The following is an 18,542-nucleotide window of genomic DNA, read 5'->3' on the forward strand; positions in this document are numbered from 1 at the left end:
CCTCCATGCAGGTAACTCGCCGCCGCCGTCCAGTCGAGAAGGAGTACTTCGACCTGTTCGGCAGACGAGTCGGCCGCCGGGCGACGCTGGTCACGGCATGCATCACCACGGTCGCCCTGGCCACCGGAACCGCCGTCGCGTCCACGCGCCAGTTCAGCACCGATCAGGTCGGCCAGGTCACCGCCAAGGGCCAGGTCGTCGCCGGCGACCAGTACATCTCCCCGTACGGCAACCGCCTCGTCCTCAACGACGGCAAAATCATGTCGTCCACGGTCAGCCCGGACGGCAGCCACCTCGCGGCTGCGGTCACCGACGGCGATGCGGCGCTGGTCGTCGTGGACCTCGAGACCGGGCAGATCAAGCAGCGCGTCGGCACCAACGCGGCGGACGACCTGCGCATCAGCAGTGGGTCCGTCGGCCAGGAAGGCCCGACGTACTCGCCCGACGGCAAGCAGCTGTGGCTCGGTCAGACCGACGGCTACACCAAGTTCACCGTGAACGCGGACGGCACCCTCGCCAACCCGACGACCGTCAGGATTCCCGCTGACGGCAGCAAGCACGCCCTGGTGGCCGCGGCGGTGTTCTCGGCCGACGGCTCCACCGTGTACTCCGCGGTCAACGGCCAGAACAAGGTGGTCGCCATCGACGCGGCGACCGGGACCGTCAAGCAGAGCTGGTCCGTGGGCAACGCCCCGCGCGGCATGGTCCAGGTCGGCGGCAAGCTCTACGTCAGCAACGAGGGCGGTCGTCCGGCGAAGCCCGACGACACCACGATCAACTCCTATGGCACCCAGGTGCCCGCCAACCCGAAGACCGGTGCCACCACGACCGGCACGGTCAGCGTCATCGACCTGGAGGACCCGTCCGCCGCCGTCGGCAGCATCGACGTAGGTCTGCACCCGACGGCCGTGTACGCCAAGCACGGAGCGGTGTTCGTCACCAACACCGCGGACAACAACGTGTCCGTCATCAACACCGCCAAGGACAAGGTCGTACAGACCATCTCCACCCAGCCGTGGCCGGAGGCGTCCGTCGGGTACGAGCCCGACGCGGTGACCCTCACCGACGACGGCCACCTGCTGGTGACCCTCGGCCGCGCCAATGCCGTGGCCGTCTACCGGTACACCTCCCCCCAGGAACCGGTCAGCTACGTCGGCCTGCTCCCGACGGACTACTTCCCCGCGGAGATCACCACCGTGGGCAAGAAGGTCGTCGTCTCCAACACCCGTGGTATCGACGCTCGCCGCCCCGACAGCGCCGGCCACGGCACCCATGACACGACGTCCAGCCTCACCCAGTTCACGCTGCCCGGCGACCGGGTCATCAGGGCCGAGACCGCCAAGGTCTTCCAGCAGAACGGCTGGACCCCCGGCTCGGTCAGGCTGGCCCAGGGCACGAGCCACGCGCAGCCGGTGCCGGTCCCGCGGCGGATCGGCGACCCTTCGACGATCAAGCACGTCTTCCTCATCGTCAAGGAGAACCGGACCTACGACCAGGTCTACGGCGACATCCCGAAGGGCAACGGCGACCCGTCGCTGACACAGTTCGGCGAGAACGTGACGCCGAACCAGCACGCGCTGGCCGAGCAGTTCGGGCTGTACGACAACACCTACGACATCGGCACGAACTCCGCCGAGGGCCACAACTGGCTGATGCAGGCCGACAACCCGGAGTACACCGAGTCCTCGGCCGGTGAGTACGCGCGCAGCTACGACACCGAGGACGACGCTCTCGGCCACCAGAAGTCGGGCTTCCTGTGGAGCGGTGCGCAGGCGGCCGGCAACAGCGTGCGGGACTTCGGCGAGTTCCAGCAGTTCCTGACCAAGCCGGCGGACGCGAGCTGGCAGAACCTGTACTGCGACGCCAAGAACATGGCCGCGACCGGGCAGGGCACCGCCTACCCGCTGAACTCGTCCTCGCCGATCCCGTCGCTCAACAGCGTGTCGGTGCCCGGTTTCCCGAAGTTCGACACCAGCGTCCCGGACGTCTACCGGGAGCAGATCTGGAAGCAGGACTTCGAGAAGAACGGTCCGGCGAACCTGAACATGTTCTGGCTCTCCAGCGACCACACCGGTGGTCCGGCGAGCCCGGCCGCCCAGGTCGCCGACAACGACCTCGCGACCGGCCGGATCGTCGACGAGATCTCCCAGAGCAAGTACTGGAAGGACTCGGCGATCTTCGTCGTCGAGGACGACTCCCAGGCCGGCCTCGACCACATCGACGGCCACCGCGCCCCGATCCAGATCATCAGCCCCTGGGCCCAGCACGGCACCGTCGACGACCACTACTACTCGCAGATCACGATGATCCGGACCATCGAGCAGATCCTCGGGATCCACCCGATGAACCAGAAGGACAGTGCGGCCACGCCGATGACCGGGGCGTTCACCCGGAGGCCGGACTACACGCCGTTCACCGCGCTGCCCAACCGGACCTCGCTGACCGACGGCCTGCAGACCCCGCCCTCCTGCGGAGTGGACAACCCGGCCGCGCAGGACCCCAAGGCGGCGGTCGTGCCGTCGGCGAAGGTACCGGCGGACAAGCAGTCGCTCGCGGCCCAGTGGAACGCCTGGAAGTCGCAGCAGCGGCTGACCGGCACCAACGCCGTGCCCGACTACGCGAACCCCGCGCAGATGAACCACCTCACGTGGTACGAGACCTACAACTGGACCAAGCCGTACCCCGGTGAGAACAAGATCTACGCCCCGAACGACGTACCGGGCGCGTACATCCCGTCCACGGAGAACGACGGCTGACGCAGCCTGGCTCAGGCCGAGGGCCCTTGGCCGGCATCACCGCCGGCCAAGGGCCCTCGCCGTCTCCGGACGCGTCCGCCCGGCGGGATGGCGGGATGGCGGGAGCGCGTGCAGCGTGGAAACGGAGGGGCAGTCGACGGGGTGGGTGAGCCATGGGAGAGGTGGGACACATGGAACGGGATGCCTCCGAGCGTCGGGTGGTCGTCGGTGTCGACGGGTCGTCGTCCTCGTACGAGGCCCTGCGCTGGGCCGTGCGCTACGCGGGACTCGTCGGCGGCACCGTGGAGGCGGTCGCGGTGTGGGAGCTGCCGGGGCTGTACGGCTGGTCGGCGCCCGCCGTGGACATGGACGTCGACGAGGAGGAGACCCGGCAGCGCATGCGGAAGGAGCTGACCGACGTGCTCGGCCCGGACGCGGCCGACTCGGTCCGCAGCCATGTGGTGCACGGCAACCCCGCCGACGTGCTGCTGCGCGCGGCCGAAGGAGCCGAGGTCCTGGTCGTCGGCAGCAGGGGCAGGGGCGGGTTCGCGGCCGCTCTGCTCGGCTCGGTCAGCCAGCATGTGTCGCAGCATGCGAGCTGCCCGGTCGTGATCGTGCGGGCCCAGAAGCGGTGACCTGAGTCCCTGAGGGTCTGGGTGGGTCCGGGCCCGGGTGCCCTTCAGCGGTTCACGTGTTCCCCGGAGCCCCGCGGTTCCAGGTGGGACGCGAGGACCGCCGCCTGGACCCGGCGCTGGACGCCGAGTTTGGACAGCATCCGGGAGATGTGGTTCTTGACGGTCTTCTCCGACAGATACAGCTTCCTGCCGATCTCGCGGTTCGTGAGACCGTCCCCGATCAGCGCGAGGATGTCCCGTTCCCGCGGCGACAGGCCCGCCAGTTCGGACGGCAGCGAGGGCGTTTCCGCCGGATCGGTGCGCAGGGAGCGCATCAGGCGGGCGGTGGTCGCCGGGTCGAGCATCGACTGCCCCGAGGCGACGGTGCGTACCGCGGAGACGAGATCCGACCCCTTGATCTGCTTCAGCACATATCCCGAGGCGCCGGCCATGATGGCGTTCAGCAGGGCGTCCTCATCGTCGAACGAGGTCAGCATCAGACACGCGAGTTCCGGCATCCGGCTGCGCAGCTCCCGGCAGACCGAGATGCCGTCCCCGTCCGGCAGCCGTACGTCCAGCACGGCGACGTCGGGCCGCAGCGCGGGGCCGCGGACGAGGGCGTGCTCGGCGGTGTCCGCGTCGCCGACCACCGAGATGTCCGGTTCGGCGTCGAGCAGGTCCGTGAGACCGCGCCGTACGACCTCGTGATCATCCAGCAGGAACACGCGGATCGGGTGCTGCTCCGTGAAGATGCGTGTCTCGGTCATGACGACCTCTCGTTTCCCCGGGTACAGACAGACCGCGGGCTGTCCACGAGGCTGATCATCCATCCATCGGCGTCGTACGGGCTAGGGCCGACCGGCCCCACTCACTCCATGATCGTCGCGCGCGATGTCGAACCGCGTACGACACGACCTGGCAGCGGGCCTCCTGGCGATGTCGTCCCCGCGCGCGGGAAGACCTTGAGCAGATCGGCGCGGCTGACAATGCCCCGGAGCAGCCCCGCCTCGTCCACCACCGGCAGCCGCTTGACTCGCTCTCATGCCATGGTGTGTGCGGCCTCGGCAAGGGTGGCGTCGGCCCGGACGGTGACGGCGGGGGACGGCATGAGGTTCTCGGCGGTGGGGGCGTCGGCCTCGTAGACCACGCCGACGACCCGGCCCGCGCCCTCCAGCACGGGCAGGGTGCTGACCTGTCGGTCCCGCATCAGCGGCATGATCTCCTCGACGGGGGCGTGCCGACCGACGGCGGCCACCAGGCCTCCCGGGTGGGCCGTTCGGTTCCCGGTCGGCTGGGCGCACGTCAGCCGTATGGGGCCCCGGCCTGAGGCTGGGGGAGTTGTGCATGCAGCTCGAAGACGTCCCCCAGGCCCGTCACCCGCAAGATCCGCCGGAAGGCCGCGCTCTCCGTGACCAGCCTCAACCGGCCCCGCCGGGCCAGCGTGCGGTTGCGTGTGCGGCACAGGACCCCGAGGCCGGCGCAGTCGATGAACGTGACCGGCCGCAGGTCCAGCACCAGGTCGGGGCGGTGGCACGCGGTCAGGACGTCGAGCCGTTCCGACAGGGTCGGCGCGGTCAGCGCGTCGATGGCGCCGTGCAGAGACACGACGGTGGTCCCGTCGGCCACGCGCTGGGCCTTGACCACGTCCTGTTCGGTGTGGTCCGCCGCCACGCCGGCCGGGTCGCTCTCGGACATGGCACGAGGGAAACGGGGACGCGGGACCGAGCGGTAGGGCCGTTCGGCCCTGGGCGCCGGTCCATACGGGGCAGGCTCGCCCGCGCGGCAGGGCCGGACGGCCCAAGCGGGACCGACGGGCCAGTGGCGAAGCTGTATGTGCGGGCGGTCTCGGTCTCGTGCCGGAATCACGGAACCCGCGGCGGGCCGACGAAGAGCAAGTGGGCCGACGAAGAGGAACAGGGAGCTGCCATGAAGGGCTTCGTCTTCCACGGTCCGGGACAGGCGTCCTGGCAGGACGTCCCGGACCCCGCCCTCAAGGAACCCACCGACGCCATCGTGAAGGTCGGTGTCGTCACCATATGCGGGACGGACCTGCACATCCTCAAGGGCGACGTCCCCGAGGTCCGCTCCGGCACGGTGCTCGGCCATGAGGCGGTCGGCGAGATCGTCGAGATCGGCGGCGATGTGCGCTCCGTACGGCCCGGGGACCGGGTGCTGATCTCCTGCGTCAGTTCCTGCGGCCGGTGCCGGTTCTGCCGGGACGGCGCCTACGGGCAGTGCCGGGGCGGCGGAGGCTGGATCCTGGGCCATCTGATCGACGGCACCCAGGCCGAGTACGTCCGTGTGCCCTACGCCGACCTGTCCGTCCACCCGTTGCCCGCCACCCTGCGCGGCGAGGACGCCGTCCTGTTCGCGGACATCTTCCCGACCTCCTACGAGGTGGGCGTCCTCAACGGGCAGGTACGCCCCGGGGACACCGTGGTGATCGTCGGCGCCGGACCGATCGGGCTCGCGGCGATCGCCACGGCCCGCTTGTTCGCTCCGGAACGGATCATCTCGGTCGATCTGGCACCGGCCCGGCTGGAGGCCGCCCGGAGGCTCGGCGCAGACGCCGTGGCCGATGTCCACGAGGCACCCGGCCAACTGGTCGCCGACCTGACCGACGGACTCGGCGCGGACGTGGTCATGGAGGCGGTCGGCGTACCGGAGAGCTTCGAGCTGTGCACCCGCATGGTCCGTCCCGGCGGGCATGTGGCCAACATCGGCGTGCACGGCAAGCCCGCCACGCTGCACCTCGAAGACCTGTGGAGCAAGGACGTGACCATCACGACCGGCCTGGTGGACACCTACTCCACGCCCGTCCTGCTGCGGCTGGCCACCGCAGGCCGGCTGCCGACGGGGCAACTGGTCACCCACACGTTCCCGCTGGAGCAGATGGCGGAGGCGTACGACGTCTTCGCCAAGGCCGCCCAGACCGGCGCGCTCAAGGTGGTGCTCGGCGGGGAGCAGCACGCGGAAGTCGCCGTTCCCGCGGCCTGATGGAGAAGGAGCGTGCCGGCCATGACCGAACAGACGACGAGAGCCGACCTGGCGAACGTCGCGACCGAGGCGACGCCGGGCGAAGGGAACGGGCCGGCCATGACCCGACACACGACACCGACGAGGCGAGCGGACGCGGTGACCGAGGTGCCACTGGGCGACCTGGGCCGGCGGCTGGCCGCCCGGCGGGCACGGCTCGGCCTGACCCGAGGCGAGGTGGCCGACCGTGCCGACATGGCCGTCGGCTATCTCGGATATCTGGAGGAGCATCCCGGTGCGGCCCCCGGCACCGGCCCCCTGACCAGGCTGGCCAAGGCGCTGGAGACCACGGTGACCGAGCTGACCGGCGCCGCCGCCGACCTGCCACTCGGCCTCGGCCGTGCCGTACGCGAACCCCGTTTGACCGAGATGGGATCCGGCGAGTGCCGGGCGCTGCTGGGCTCGCACGGAGTGGGCCGGCTTGCGGTGTCCACCGCCACCGGGCCGGTGATCATGCCCGTGAACTACAGCGTCATCGACGGTTCGATCGTATTCCGGACCGGCCTCGGCGCGACCCCGTCCCTCGCGGCCGGCCAGGAAGTGGCCTTGGAGGTCGACCGCATCGACGACGCCTTCAGCCAGGGCTGGAGCGTTCTGGTGCGTGGACCCGCGCGGACGGTGACCGACCCGCGGGACATGCGTTGGTTCACCGAGCAGGCGTACAGCACCCCTTGGGCGGGCGGGGAGCGCCATGTGTGGGTGAGCATCGAGCCCCACACGGTGACCGGGCGCCGGATCACGACCTGAGCGCGGCCGGCACTCCCCTCGATCCGGCGTCCGGGGCGATGGCCTCGTGCCTCTCCAGTGCCGTTCGGTCCTCGGCCACAGTCCGGTCGCCGTCGAGGTACACAGTCGAGGTACACAGAGGAAGGCGGGCCGGCCAAGTGTCGGTGCCGTCCTGGAAGTCGTACACGTAGGGGACCTTGGCGGCCGTCGGACGGGAGCGGGCCGCCAGGGAGGTGCTCTCGGCCCCTGACCGGGCTGATCGGCTCGGCCGGGGCGGGCGGCAGGTGGGCCGCGGTGCCCAGCGTCGCGGTCGTCGGCTCGGCGTACCGGCCCCAGGCCGGAGCCGATACCGTGGAGGAGACCCGCCGGTGCGTGGTTCTGCGCCGACGGGATCTGGAGGGACATGGTGTCAGGCCCCGAGGAGCCCGGCGTACGACTGCCGCAGCTGAAACTCGACGAGTTGCTGGAGGAGCTGCAGGCCCGGATCAATGCGGCCCGCAGCACCCAGAACCGCGTGCACAGTCTGCTGGAAGCGGTGCTCTCCGTCGGCCGTGAGCTCAACCTGGAGCAGGTCCTGCACTCCATCGTGGAGGCGGCCGCGGTGCTCGTGGACGCCGAGTACGCCGCCCTCGGCATCATCGGACCGGACGGCAGACGGCTGTCCGCCTTCCACACGGTGGGCGTCACCGAGGAGCAGATCGCCGCGATCGGCCCCTTTCCGGAAGGGCACGGCATCCTCGGCGAGCTGATCCGGCACCCGCAGCCGCTCCGGATCGCAAGGATCTCCGGGCACCCGGCCTCGTACGGCTTCCCGCCGGGCCACCCGCCGATGAGCAGCTTCCTCGGCGTCCCGATCCGGGTCCGCGACCAGGTGTTCGGCAACCTGTACCTGACGGAGAAGCGCGGCGGTGCGGAGTTCGACGAGGAGGACGAGTCGGTGCTGTCCACGCTGGCCGTGGCGGCCGGCGTGGCCATCGACAACGCGCGTCTGTACGAGGAGTCCCGGCTGCGCGAGCGCTGGCAGCGCGCGAACGCGGAAATCAGCCACAGCCTGATGTCCGGCAGCGACCGCGCCGAGTCGCTGGGCCTGATCGCCGAGCGCGCGCGGGAGATCTCCGGTTCGGCTCTGGCCGCGGTCGCCCTGCCCATGGAGGGCACGAAGTCACTCACCGTGGAGATCGCCGTCGGAGTGGACGCCGAGGCGCACCGCGGTCTTGTACTGCCCATGCACGAAAGCCTGATGGGGCTGGCATACACCGCCACCGCGCCCGTCACCAGCGACGACATCGTCCACGACCTGCGCATCACCCCTGAGCCGCCGCGCTTCGGCGGGCTCGGCCCCGCTGTGGCCGTCCCGATCGGCACGGGGGAGAGCGGCATGCGAGGCGTGGTCCTGGTGGCCCGCGAAGCCGGCCGGCCGGTCTTCCTCCAGCGGGAGACCGAGCTGCTGCTGGGATTCGCCGCCCAGGCCGCCATCGCCATGGAACTGGCCGAGCGCAGGCAGGACGCCCAGCAGATCGCGCTGCTGGAGGAGCGCGATCGTATCGCGCGGGACCTGCATGACCTCGCCATCCAACGGCTGTTCGCGACCGGGATGACCCTGCAGAGCGCGGGCCGGTTCATCGAGCACCCGAAGGCCGCCGAGCGCGTGTTGCGGGCCGTGGACGACCTCGACGAGACCATCAAGATCATCAGGTCGACGATCTTCGGGCTGCGGACACGCCTGGGAACCGGCGGCAGCGGACTGCGGGCGAGGGTCGTCCGCGCGGTCGGTGAGGCCGCCCCCGTGCTGGGCTTCGCCCCGAGCGTGCGCATGGAAGGCCTGGTCGACACCGATGTGCCGCCCGAGATCGCCGACCATGTCGTGGCCGTGCTGACCGAGGCCCTCACCAACATCGCCCGGCACGCCCAGGCCGACCGGGCCCAGGTGGTCCTGACGACCGACGGCCGCGAGGTGCGCCTGAAGGTCTCGGACAGCGGCGTCGGCATCCCGTCCGTCGGCCGGCGCAGCGGACTCCTCAACATGGCCGAGCGGGCCGAAACGCTCGGGGGGCGGCTCGAGGTGACCCGTCCCGCGGGAGGCGGAGCCGCACTGGACTGGTGGGTGCCACTCCCCGCCGAATGAGCCTCCTCGCCGCAGTCCGTGCGCTTGGGTGCGCCGGGCCGACGGGGGATGCATCGGGCCCACTCGGCCCATGGCGCCGGCCGGTCCGTGGGCGCAGCCTGAAGCTGTCCGAAGACGGCATCGAAGCCTCTGGAGGACGCCATGAACGGCAGTCCGGCCCTTGTGAACGACGTGATGACGCACCGGGTCGTCGCCTTGCGCGCAGGGGCCGCCTTCAAGGACATCGTGAGGGTCATGCACGAGTGGCGGGTCAGCGCCTTGCCGGTGCTGGACGATGCCGGACACGTCGTCGGTGTCGTCTCCGAGGCCGACCTGCTGCCCGGAGCGGAGTACGGCGACGGAGATATCGGCCGGTACGGGCAGGTACGGCACCCCACCGAGGCCCGCGAGGCGGGCGCCGTGACCGCGGCCGAGCTGATGACCGCGCCGGCCGTGACCGTGGCACCCGACGCCACGCTCGCCCACGCCGCGCGCCTCATGGCCCGCACCAGGGTCAAACGGCTGCCGGTCGTCGGGCGTGACGGTCTTCTTCGGGGCGTCGTCAGCCGCTCCGACCTGCTGAAGGTCTTCCTGCGGCACGACGAGGACATCGCCGAGGAGGTCCGGCGCGAGGTCGTCGTACGTCTCTTCGGCCCCTACACCGCCGACATCCGCGTCGAGGTGCGCGACGGCGTCGTCACGCTGGCCGGCCGGGTCTGCGAAACCGCCCTGATCCCGCTCGCGGCGCGCCTCGCACGGGCCGTGCCGGGCGTGGTGGATGTGCACTGCGCCCTGTCCGGACTGCCCCGCCGCCCGGACCTCGAACCCCGCCTTCCCGCCTCTGGCGCCGACGCCGCACGGCCGACTTCCTCTTCGCGGAGGAGGCGATCCGCCGCCGGGCCGGTGACAACATCACCGCCAACGCCCTGATGCCCGGCGCCATGTACACGGACCTGCAGCGCCACACCGGCCGCCGGGGCAGCGGCAAGGTCCGAGCCGAGCTGATCAAGACGGTCGAGCAGGCGCCGCCACCTCCGTCCTCCTCGACCTCGCCCCTGCTCGACGGCATCGGTGGCCGCTGTTTCGTCGACTGCGACGAGACGGAGGTCGTCGACCGGCGCACCGGGACGCTGCACGGCGTCGCCCGGTACGCCGTCGACCCGGACAACGCCCCACGCCCGCCGCCTGTGGAGCCTGTCCCAGGACCTGCTGGCGCAGGCCGGCTGACGACCCGCGGCCGGACCGGGGCCGGTGCGCGCCGGCCTCAGCGGGCGGTGTCGTGTTCGCTGATCCAGTGGGCGGCCAGGAGGCCGGAGCCGGCGGTGAGGACCGCGGCGGCGACGACCGTGGCGTTCAGTCCGAGGGCGTCCGCGAGGATGCCCGCGACGAGGGCGCCCGCGGCGTAGCCGATGTCGCGCCAGAAGCGGTAGGTGCCCAGAGCGTTGGCCCGCCAGGCCGGGTGGGCGTGGTCGGAGACCGAGGCGATCAGCGCCGGGTAGACCATGGCGGTGCCGAGTCCGAGCGCGATGGCGGAGAGGACGCCCGCCAGCAGCGGGGTGTCCAGCAGGGCGAGGGCCAGGACGAATCCGGTGGCCTGGACGAGCATGCCGGTGACGATGAGGGGCTTGCGGCCGATACGGTCCGAGAGGTGGCCGGTGGGGATCTGGCCGAGGCCCCAGAGGATGGGATAGAGGCCCTTGATGAGGCCGACGGCGGCGATGCCGAGACCGTGGTCGGTGAAGAGCAACGGGAAGACGCCCCAGGTGAGGCCGTCGTTGAGGTTGTTGACCAGGCCGGCCTGGCTGGCGCCGCGCAGCGACCGGTGGTGCCAGGAGGTCCGGGCGAACGTGGCGCGCAGTGCCGTGCTCTCGCTGGACGGCAGCGGCTTGGTGTGCTGGGAGAGTTCGAGGGCGACGTGCGCGGCGGTGTCGCGCACGATCAGGGCGAGGCCGAGCCCGGCGGCGACGAAGATCACCCCGATCAGTTCCGGGACGGGCCGCAGGCCGTAGGCGGTGGCGAGGTAGCCGGTGACCAGGGCGGTGGTGCCGACGGCGGTGTAGCCGGCGGCTTCGTTGAGGCCGGTGGCCAGTCCGCGCCGTGCCGGGCCGACGAGGTCGATCTTCATATTGACGGTCATCGACCAGGTCAGGCCCTGGTTGAGGCCGAGCAGGACGTTCGCGGCGACGATCCAGCCCCACGACGGCGCCCACGCGAGGGCGAACGGCACCGGGACGCCGATCAGCCAGCCGGTCACGAGGAGGCGCTTGCGGCGGAAGCGGGCCGTGAGCGCACCGGCGGCGAGGTTGGTCAGGGCCTTGGTGAGACCGAAGGCGATGATGAAGGAGAAGACGGCCAGGTCATTGGCGAGGCGGAAGGTATGGGCACCGATCAGCGGGACGGTGGTGCGTTCCAGCCCGACCAGACCGCCGACACAGACGTTGACGACCACGAGCAGCGTGAACTGCAGCCAGTTCTCCCGGAGTCCCAGCCGAACGGGCTCGGCCGCGGACTCGGTCCTCGTGCTCATCGGGCGTCGCCCTCGGTGAGGTGCCGGCCCTGGGCGGCGGCGTAGTCGCCGGGGCCGCCGTTCAGCACCGTGAGGCCACTGTGGCCGGCGCGTTCGAGGACGCTGGCGGCCGTCATGGCTCGCTCCCCGTGCCCGCAGGCCACGACGGCGCCGTGCGGGACCTCGGCGGCATGGGCGGCGAGGGCACCGAGTTCGAGGTGGAGAGCGCCGGGCACGTGTCCGGCGGCGTACTCGGCCGCCTGCCGGACGTCGACGTACGGGGCCGCCGGCGCCTGGTCGGGGGTGACGAACGCGGTGGCAGAGGTGGGGAGGCCGGCCTCCTGCCAGGCGGCCATGCCTCCCGAGAGACGGCCGGCGAGACGCTCGTAGCCGATCTTGTATGCCTGCCAGACGACCTCCGGAAGATCCTGGTCCTCGTCGGTGACGAAGGCGATGCGGGCGTCGCCGGGCAGGAGCCAGCCCAGCCAGGTGGCGAACTGGTCGCGCAGGGGTATGGAGAGCGACCCCGGTATGTGTACGGCGGCGTAGCGTGCCGCGGGACGGACGTCGACCACGTGGCCGCCGTCGGCGAGCAGCGCACGCACCTGCTCGGCCTCCAGAGCAGGCAGCAGCGGTACGGCGGTCAGGACGGCGGGGCCGCGCCGATTGAGCTCGGCGAGCCGGTCGAAGTAGGCGGGGTAGCTGCCCAGGCTCGCGATCAGCCGGGCCACGAAGGCGTCCTCGTCGGGCGCGGCGAGCAGCGGGTTCGCCCGCTTCTCGGCGCCGATGGTGGTGGTGCGCTCGGTACCGGGCGGGGCGGAGCAGAACGAGCCCGCTCCATGGGTGGGCCACACCGCCGTCTCGTCCGGCAGCCGGGTCAGCCGCCGAAGGGAGCGGTACTGCGCACGGGCCAGCTCCTCGGTACGCTCCGCGCCCAGGAGGTCGGTGCGGGCGGCCGAGTTCACGATCAGGGAGCCGCCGGTGAACGCCCCGAGCGGGCGGTCGCCGTCCAGCAGCAGGAAGGACAGGTGCTCGTCGGTGTGCCCGGGGGTGGCCAGGGCGCGCAGCGTCAGCCCGCCCAGATCGACCTCGTCGCCGTCCACCAGGCCCCGGTGCTCGAAGGCACGACGCCCGGCGGCCGAGGCCAGCACGGCGGCCCCGTGGTCGTGGCCGAGCTGGACGGCACCGGACAGGAAGTCGGCGTGCAGATGGGTGTCGGCCGCGAACGCCACGCGCAGCCCGCGCCGGGTGGCGGAGGCGTGCAGGGTGCGCAGATCGCGGCTCGCGTCCACGGCCAGGGCACGGCCGTCGCCCAGGTCGACCAGGTAGGCGCTGTTGCCCAGCCCCTCGTCGACCAGCGGGATCAGATAGTCGTCGGCGAAGCCCACGGCGATTCCTCCAAGGTCCGGTACGTCATCTACAATATTCCATGGATTTATGGAGGAAGCATGGCGGAGACCACGGCAACCGGCTCGAAGGCGCGGCTGTACGACGCGTTCGCGGCCAGCGGCAAGGCGCTGGCCAGCGGAAAGCGCCTGGAACTGCTCGATCTGCTCGCCCAGGGCGAGCGAACCGTCGACGCCCTCGCGAAGGCGGCCGGGCTGAACCTGACGACCGCGTCGGCGCATCTGCAGACGCTCAGACAGGCCGGCTTCGTCGCCACCCGCCGGGAGGGCGTGCGCATCCACTACCGGCTCGCCGGCGACGACGTCGCCCTGCTCTTCGCCCTGCTGCGCAAGGTCGCGGAGAGACACCAGGCCGCCGTGCCGGCCGCCCGCGACGCCTACCTCGGTGACGACGGCGCCGTGGAGGTCGGGCGTGCGGAACTCCACGCGCGCGTCGAGGCGGGCGAGGTGACCGTACTCGATGTGCGGCCGGTGGAGGAGTACCGGGCCGGTCACATCCCGGGCGCGCTGTCCATCCCGGTCGACGAACTGGCCGGCCGTATCAACGAGTTGCCCGAGGACACCGAGATCGTCGTGTACTGCCGTGGCGAGTACTGCGTCCTCGCGTACGACGCCGTCCGCCTCCTGACCGACCGCGGACGACGCGCCATCCGCCTCAACGACGGCATGCTCGAATGGCGCCTGGCCGAGCTGCCCGTGGACGCGGCGGAGCTGACGTGACCGACGCGCACCTGTCTCCGCCCGGACCGGCTCAGTGGGAGTCGCCTCAGCGGGGGTCGGCGGGAGAGCCGGTCTCCCTCGGCCATCCGGTCTACCTCGACTACAACGCCACCACACCGGTCGACCCACGGGTCGCCGAGGCGATGCTGCCGTACCTGACCGACTTCTTCGGCAACCCCTCCAGCAGTCACTCCTACGGCACCGAACCCCGCCGGGCGCTCGCCGAGGCGCGTGCTCAGGTGGCTGCGCTGATCGGCGCGCCCCCGACCGAGGTCGTCTTCACGTCCTCGGGCTCAGAGGCCGACCTGCTCGCCCTGCGCGGTGCGGTGCTGGCGTCCGGTCGTACCCGGCCCCATGCCATCACCCAGGTCACCGAGCATCCGGCGGTGCTGGAGACGGCCCGTGCCCTGGAGCGCCTGCACGGTGCGCGGGTGACGGTGCTGCCGGTCGACGGTGACGGGCTGGTCGACCCGGCCGCACTGGCCGCCGCTCTCACCGAGGACACGGTGCTGGTGTCGGTGATGGCCGCCAACAACGAGACCGGCGCCCTCCAGCCCATCGCCGACCTGTCCGCCCTCGCCCACGCCCACGGCGCGCTCTTCCATTGCGACGCCGCCCAGGCCGCCGGGAAGATCCCCCTCGACGTACGGGCCCTGGGCGTGGACCTGCTGACCGTGGTCGGGCACAAGATGTACGCGCCCAAGGCCACGGCCGCCCTGTACGTACGCGAGGGCGTGCTGCTGGAGCCGGTCGTCTACGGCGGCGGTCAGGAACGCGGCCTGCGCGCCGGCACCGAGAACGTGGCCCTGGCCGTCGCCCTCGGCGCTGCCGCCCGGCTCGCCGCCGAGGATCTGGCCGACGGCCGGATGCGGCGGCTCGCCGCACTGCGGGACACCCTGCACCGGCGACTGACCGAGGGCCTGCCCGGCCGCGTCCGTCTCAACGGCCCGGCCGGGGACCGCCTGCCGAACACACTGAACGTATCCATCGACGGCGCTCTCGGGCATGAACTCCTCGCCGCCTGCCCCGAGATCGCGGCCTCGACCGGTTCGGCCTGCCACAGCGGCACCCATGAGCCCTCACCAGTCCTGACCGCCATGGGCCTTCCTGCCGAACGGGCCCTGGGCGCACTGCGGCTGTCCCTGGGGCGCTGGAGCGGCGAGAAGGACATCGCGACCGCGGCAGCCGTCCTGATCCGTGCGGCTGCCATGCGATAGGCGGGCCGCCGTGATCCTGAAGGAGCTGTCCTCGCCCGGCTGTCAGCGGCGCAGTCCCAGAGCTTCCCGGCCCGCGTAGCGCGCCTGGGTGCCCAATTCCTCCTCGATACGGACCAGTTGGTTGTACTTGGCGGTGCGGTCGGCGCGGGAGAGCGACCCCGTCTTGATCTGGCCGCAGCCGGTGGCGACGGCGAGGTCGGCGATGGTGGTGTCCTCCGTCTCGCCCGAGCGGTGGGACATGACGACCGTGTAGCCGGCACGGTGGGCGGTGGCGATGGTGGCCAGGGTCTCGGTGAGAGTACCGATCTGATTGACCTTCACCAGAATCGAGTTGGCGATCCCGTCCCGGATACCGGCGCGCAGCAGTGTCTCGTTGGTGCAGAAGACGTCGTCCCCGGTGAGCTGGCAGCGGTCGCCGAGCCGGGCGGTCAGCTCCCGCCAGCCCGCGTGGTCGTCCTCGGCCATCGGGTCCTCGATGGAGGCGACGGGGTAGCGGTCTACGAGGCCGGCGAGGTAGTCGGCGTGTTCGGTGGGGGTGCGCCGGATGCCCTCGCCCGTGTAGTCGTACCCGCCGTCGCGGAAGAACTCGGAGGTGGCCGGGTCCATCACGAGGGTGATGTCGGTGCCGGGCTTGTAGCCGGTCTCCTCGATGGCGCGGACGACGAAGTCCAGTGCCTCGTCCGCGGTTCGCAGATCGGGTGCGAAACCGCCCTCGTCGCCGACGTTCACGCTGTGACCAGCGGCACGCAGGGAGTTGCGCAGGGTGTGGAAGACCTCCGAGCCCATACGGACGGCCTCGGCGAAGCCGGCCGCGCCGATGGGAGCGATCATGAACTCCTGGAAGTCGAGCGGATTGTCGGCGTGGGCACCGCCGTTCACGATGTTCATCATCGGCACCGGCAGCAGACGGGCGTCGACTCCGCCGACGTAGCGGTACAGCGGCAGGCGGTGAGCGGCCGCGGCGGCCTTGGCGGTGGCCAGGGAGACGCCCAGCAGAGCGTTGGCACCCAGCCGTGACTTGGTGTCCGTGCCGTCCAGCTCGATCATGGCGCGGTCGACGGTCGCCTGGTCCTCGGCGTCGAGTCCGATCACCGCGTCCGAGATGCTCTCGTTCACCGCGTCCACGGCCCGCCGTACGCCCCTGCCGTGGAAGCGGGCCGGGTCGCCGTCGCGCAGTTCCACGGCCTCACGGGCGCCGGTGGAGGCTCCGGACGGGACGGCGGCGCGGCCGAGTGAGCCGTCCTCGAGTTCTACGTCGACCTCGACCGTGGGATTGCCCCGGCTGTCGATGATCTCCCGTGCGACGACCCGGCTGATGGCGGTCACGCTGCAACTCCTCATGCTGGGCCCGCCTGGCGGCGAGCGACTGGTTCCCTCAAGAAAAGCGCCCAGGAAAGTTCCGCTGACAAACAAAGTGAGTCCCGAAAAGGAACCTACTATGGATGCATGAGGATGCACAACGCTGACGAGACCTGTGGCATCGCCCAGGCCGCGCTGGTCCTGGGGGACTGGTGGAACGTGCTGGTGCTGCGGGAAGTCGCCCGTGGGCACGTCCGTTTCGACGAGCTGGCCGCGGAGATCGGCCTGTCCCGCAAGGTCCTCACCGAGCGGCTCGGCCGGCTCGTCGCCCACGGCGTCCTGCACCGCAGCCTCTACCAGCGGCGGCCGGTGCGCTACGAATACCTGCTCACCGACGCCGGGGCCGCGCTGCTGCCGCTGCTGGTCGCCATGCAGGACTGGGGCGACCGCTGGGTGCTGGGCGACGGCAGCGTCACCGCGACGGCCACGGAGGACAGCGCCGAGCACGCCCGAGTGCACGCCCTGGTCGGCACCCGCCTGCCCGACGGCCTCGAACTGCCGGGCGCGCGGGGCGCCGACCTGCCCCTCGTCTCACCCGACGCGGCCGCGACCGTGCTGTTCACCTATCCCGGCACAGGAGTCGACTGGGGCGAGCCGATCCCCGGCGCCGCCGGCTGCACGCTGGAGAACCGGCTCTTCCGGGACGCCTGGCCGGACTTCCGGCGGGCGGGCGTGGACGTACGCGGCATCAGCACTCAACTCCCATACGAACAAGCAGAGTTCGGCAGCGCCGAACAAGTCCCCTACGATCTCCTCTCCGACGCCCGGCATCATCTGGCGGCGGCGCTGCGCCTGCCGACCTTCCGCGGCGCGGGCCGACTCCGGCACAAACGCCTGATCCTCGTCGTCGACGCCGAACGCATCGTGCGGCACACCCTCTTCCCAGTGGTCGACATCCCGCACGCCGTAGCCCAGAGCCTGAGCCTGGCCACCGAATCCGCCTGAGTGGTCAGGCAGTCCAGCAGCTGCCGCCTCGTTGTGTGCGAAGATCCGCGCTTCGCACTTGGGAGAGGAGCCGATGGCACCGACGAGTTCGCCTGTGTCGACGGCCTCGTTGGCGAGTGGGAAACAGTCACCGTGTCATCACGCCATCCGATCACGGGCAGGAGGTGCCGTTCAGGGACACTGTCGTCCTCGGACGGCGCCTCCTCGAACGGCTGGAGGATCCAGGCTCCGTCACGGCTTGCGGGCGAGGCCGCCGTGTTCGGCGATGACTTCCGGGGTGGGCGTACCGGGGTCCGGGCGCCACTGCGTCACCGACACTACGCCGGGCTCGATGAGCTCCAGGCCGTCGAAGAATGCGGTGATCTCGTCGACGGTGCGCAGGTTGTACGGGACGGCGCCGCTGTTGTTGTAGACGTCCTGGGCCTGCTCGAAGACGGGGTCGATGCCGAGTGAACCGTCGTTGACGGAGAGGTAGCTGCCCGACGGCAGGGCGTCCATCAGGCGGGTGGCGATGGCGCGGGCCTGTGCGTGGTCGGCCACATGCCCGAGGATGTTGCTGAGGATCAGCCCGACCGGGCGGTCGAAGTCCAGTGTCTCGGCGGCGACCGCGAGGATCCGCTCCGGATCGGTCACGTCGGCGTCGATGTAGGCGGTCGCGCCCTCGGGGGAGGAGTAGAGCAGGGCGCGGGCGTGGGCCAGGACCATCGGGTCGTTGTCGACGTAGACGATCCGCGCCTCAGGCGCGAGCCGTTGGGCGACCTCATGCGTGTTGTCGGCGGTCGGCAGGCCCGTGCCGACGTCCAGGAACTGCCGGATGCCCGCCTCCCGCACCAGATAGGCGATGTTGCGGTGCAGAAAGGCACGGCTGCTGCGGGCGATGGTGACGATGCCGGGGAAGACGGCGGTGTACGCGTCGCCGGCCTGCTCGTCGACGGTGTAGTTGTCCTTGCCGCCGAGCCAGTAGTTCCAGATGCGGGCGGAGTGCGGCACCGAGGTGTCGATCTTCTGGCGCATCTCGGGTTCCGGTGTCGTCGCGGGGTCGGTCATCAGTCGCAATCCGTCTTCTCTGTCGTGGCGTGCGTCTCGGGCGTGGCGTGGATCGATCATTCCTTGCACAACTTACGTCCGAGAGCCCGCCTTTCGCCTGTCGGTTCGGATTCCCCGCTGCCGGGCC

15 protein-coding genes and 1 pseudogene are annotated in these 18,542 nt (G+C 71.1%); 9 read left to right on the forward strand and 7 right to left on the reverse strand.

The window, feature by feature from the left end; genetic code table 11:
- Positions 1 to 5 precede the first annotated feature (5 nt).
- Both M878_RS89210 and M878_RS89215 read left to right on the forward strand, forming a co-directional pair.
- Complete coding sequence (locus M878_RS89210; RefSeq protein ID WP_023553387.1) at positions 6 to 2,756, forward strand: bifunctional YncE family protein/alkaline phosphatase family protein; 2,751 nt, start codon at positions 6 to 8, stop codon at positions 2,754 to 2,756.
- 170 nt (positions 2,757 to 2,926) lie between these two features.
- Positions 2,927 to 3,370 carry a universal stress protein gene (locus M878_RS89215; RefSeq protein WP_023553388.1) on the forward strand — a complete coding sequence of 148 codons (444 nt, stop codon included), beginning with the start codon at positions 2,927 to 2,929 and terminating at the stop codon, positions 3,368 to 3,370.
- Between the two features lie 44 nt (positions 3,371 to 3,414).
- Here M878_RS89215 and M878_RS89220 read toward each other — a convergent pair whose 3' ends face one another.
- From M878_RS89220 to M878_RS50165, 3 genes and pseudogenes are all read right to left on the reverse strand, one after another.
- Complete coding sequence (locus M878_RS89220) at positions 3,415 to 4,116, reverse strand: response regulator (RefSeq protein ID WP_023553389.1); 702 nt, start codon at positions 4,114 to 4,116, stop codon at positions 3,415 to 3,417.
- Between the two features lie 182 nt (positions 4,117 to 4,298).
- Positions 4,299 to 4,607 (reverse strand): annotated as a pseudogene (locus tag M878_RS95520) (CBS domain-containing protein); the annotation flags it as partial.
- 44 nt (positions 4,608 to 4,651) lie between these two features.
- On the reverse strand, positions 4,652 to 5,044 hold the full coding sequence (locus M878_RS50165) for an STAS domain-containing protein (RefSeq protein ID WP_023553391.1): 393 nt from the start codon (positions 5,042 to 5,044) through the stop codon (positions 4,652 to 4,654).
- Positions 5,045 to 5,275: 231 nt separating this feature from the next.
- Between M878_RS50165 and M878_RS89230 the strand changes: the two genes are divergently transcribed.
- The 4 genes from M878_RS89230 to M878_RS89245 all read left to right on the forward strand — a co-directional run bounded on the left by M878_RS89230 (position 5,276) and on the right by M878_RS89245 (position 10,145).
- Entirely contained in the window at positions 5,276 to 6,346 is a 1,071-nt protein-coding gene (locus M878_RS89230) for a zinc-dependent alcohol dehydrogenase family protein (protein WP_031227195.1), read from the forward strand.
- Between the two features lie 99 nt (positions 6,347 to 6,445).
- A complete protein-coding gene (locus tag M878_RS89235; protein WP_031227196.1) occupies positions 6,446 to 7,132 on the forward strand; it encodes a pyridoxamine 5'-phosphate oxidase family protein in 687 nt (228 codons plus the stop codon).
- A gap of 382 nt (positions 7,133 to 7,514) precedes the next feature.
- A complete protein-coding gene (locus M878_RS89240; protein ID WP_023553395.1) occupies positions 7,515 to 9,236 on the forward strand; it encodes a sensor histidine kinase in 1,722 nt (573 codons plus the stop codon).
- Positions 9,237 to 9,377: 141 nt separating this feature from the next.
- Positions 9,378 to 10,145 (forward strand): CBS domain-containing protein, encoded by a 768-nt coding sequence (locus M878_RS89245; RefSeq protein ID WP_023553396.1) that lies wholly within the window; start codon positions 9,378 to 9,380, stop codon positions 10,143 to 10,145.
- Positions 10,146 to 10,479: 334 nt separating this feature from the next.
- On the opposite strand, the gene M878_RS89250 is transcribed toward M878_RS89245, so the two are convergent.
- Positions 10,480 to 11,742 (reverse strand): MFS transporter, encoded by a 1,263-nt coding sequence (locus tag M878_RS89250; protein WP_023553397.1) that lies wholly within the window; start codon positions 11,740 to 11,742, stop codon positions 10,480 to 10,482.
- Positions 11,739 to 13,109, reverse strand: a complete 1,371-nt coding sequence (locus M878_RS89255; protein WP_023553398.1) for an MBL fold metallo-hydrolase — start codon at positions 13,107 to 13,109, stop codon at positions 11,739 to 11,741. Before M878_RS89255 ends, M878_RS89250 begins: the two co-directional genes overlap by 4 nt.
- A 60-nt stretch (positions 13,110 to 13,169) precedes the next feature.
- Between M878_RS89255 and M878_RS89260 the strand changes: the two genes are divergently transcribed.
- On the forward strand, positions 13,170 to 13,847 hold the full coding sequence (locus M878_RS89260) for an ArsR/SmtB family transcription factor (protein WP_023553399.1): 678 nt from the start codon (positions 13,170 to 13,172) through the stop codon (positions 13,845 to 13,847).
- Positions 13,844 to 15,064, forward strand: coding sequence for a cysteine desulfurase family protein (locus M878_RS89265; RefSeq protein WP_023553400.1), 1,221 nt, complete (start codon positions 13,844 to 13,846; stop codon positions 15,062 to 15,064). The genes M878_RS89260 and M878_RS89265 overlap by 4 nt, the downstream gene beginning before the upstream one ends.
- Before the next feature lie 42 nt (positions 15,065 to 15,106).
- Here the strand turns inward: M878_RS89265 and eno are convergent, their stop codons facing one another.
- Positions 15,107 to 16,390: a phosphopyruvate hydratase gene (gene eno, locus M878_RS89270; RefSeq protein WP_023553401.1), complete on the reverse strand. Its 1,284-nt coding sequence runs from the start codon at positions 16,388 to 16,390 to the stop codon at positions 15,107 to 15,109.
- Positions 16,391 to 16,510: 120 nt separating this feature from the next.
- Between eno and M878_RS89275 the strand changes: the two genes are divergently transcribed.
- Positions 16,511 to 17,368, forward strand: coding sequence for a winged helix-turn-helix transcriptional regulator (locus M878_RS89275; protein WP_031227201.1), 858 nt, complete (start codon positions 16,511 to 16,513; stop codon positions 17,366 to 17,368).
- A 231-nt stretch (positions 17,369 to 17,599) separates the two neighbouring features.
- Here the strand turns inward: M878_RS89275 and M878_RS89280 are convergent, their stop codons facing one another.
- Entirely contained in the window at positions 17,600 to 18,415 is an 816-nt protein-coding gene (locus tag M878_RS89280) for an SAM-dependent methyltransferase (protein ID WP_023553403.1), read from the reverse strand.
- Positions 18,416 to 18,542 lie beyond the last annotated feature (127 nt).

The organism is Streptomyces roseochromogenus subsp. oscitans DS 12.976 (assembly GCF_000497445.1).
Classification (GTDB): domain Bacteria; phylum Actinomycetota; class Actinomycetes; order Streptomycetales; family Streptomycetaceae; genus Streptomyces; species Streptomyces oscitans.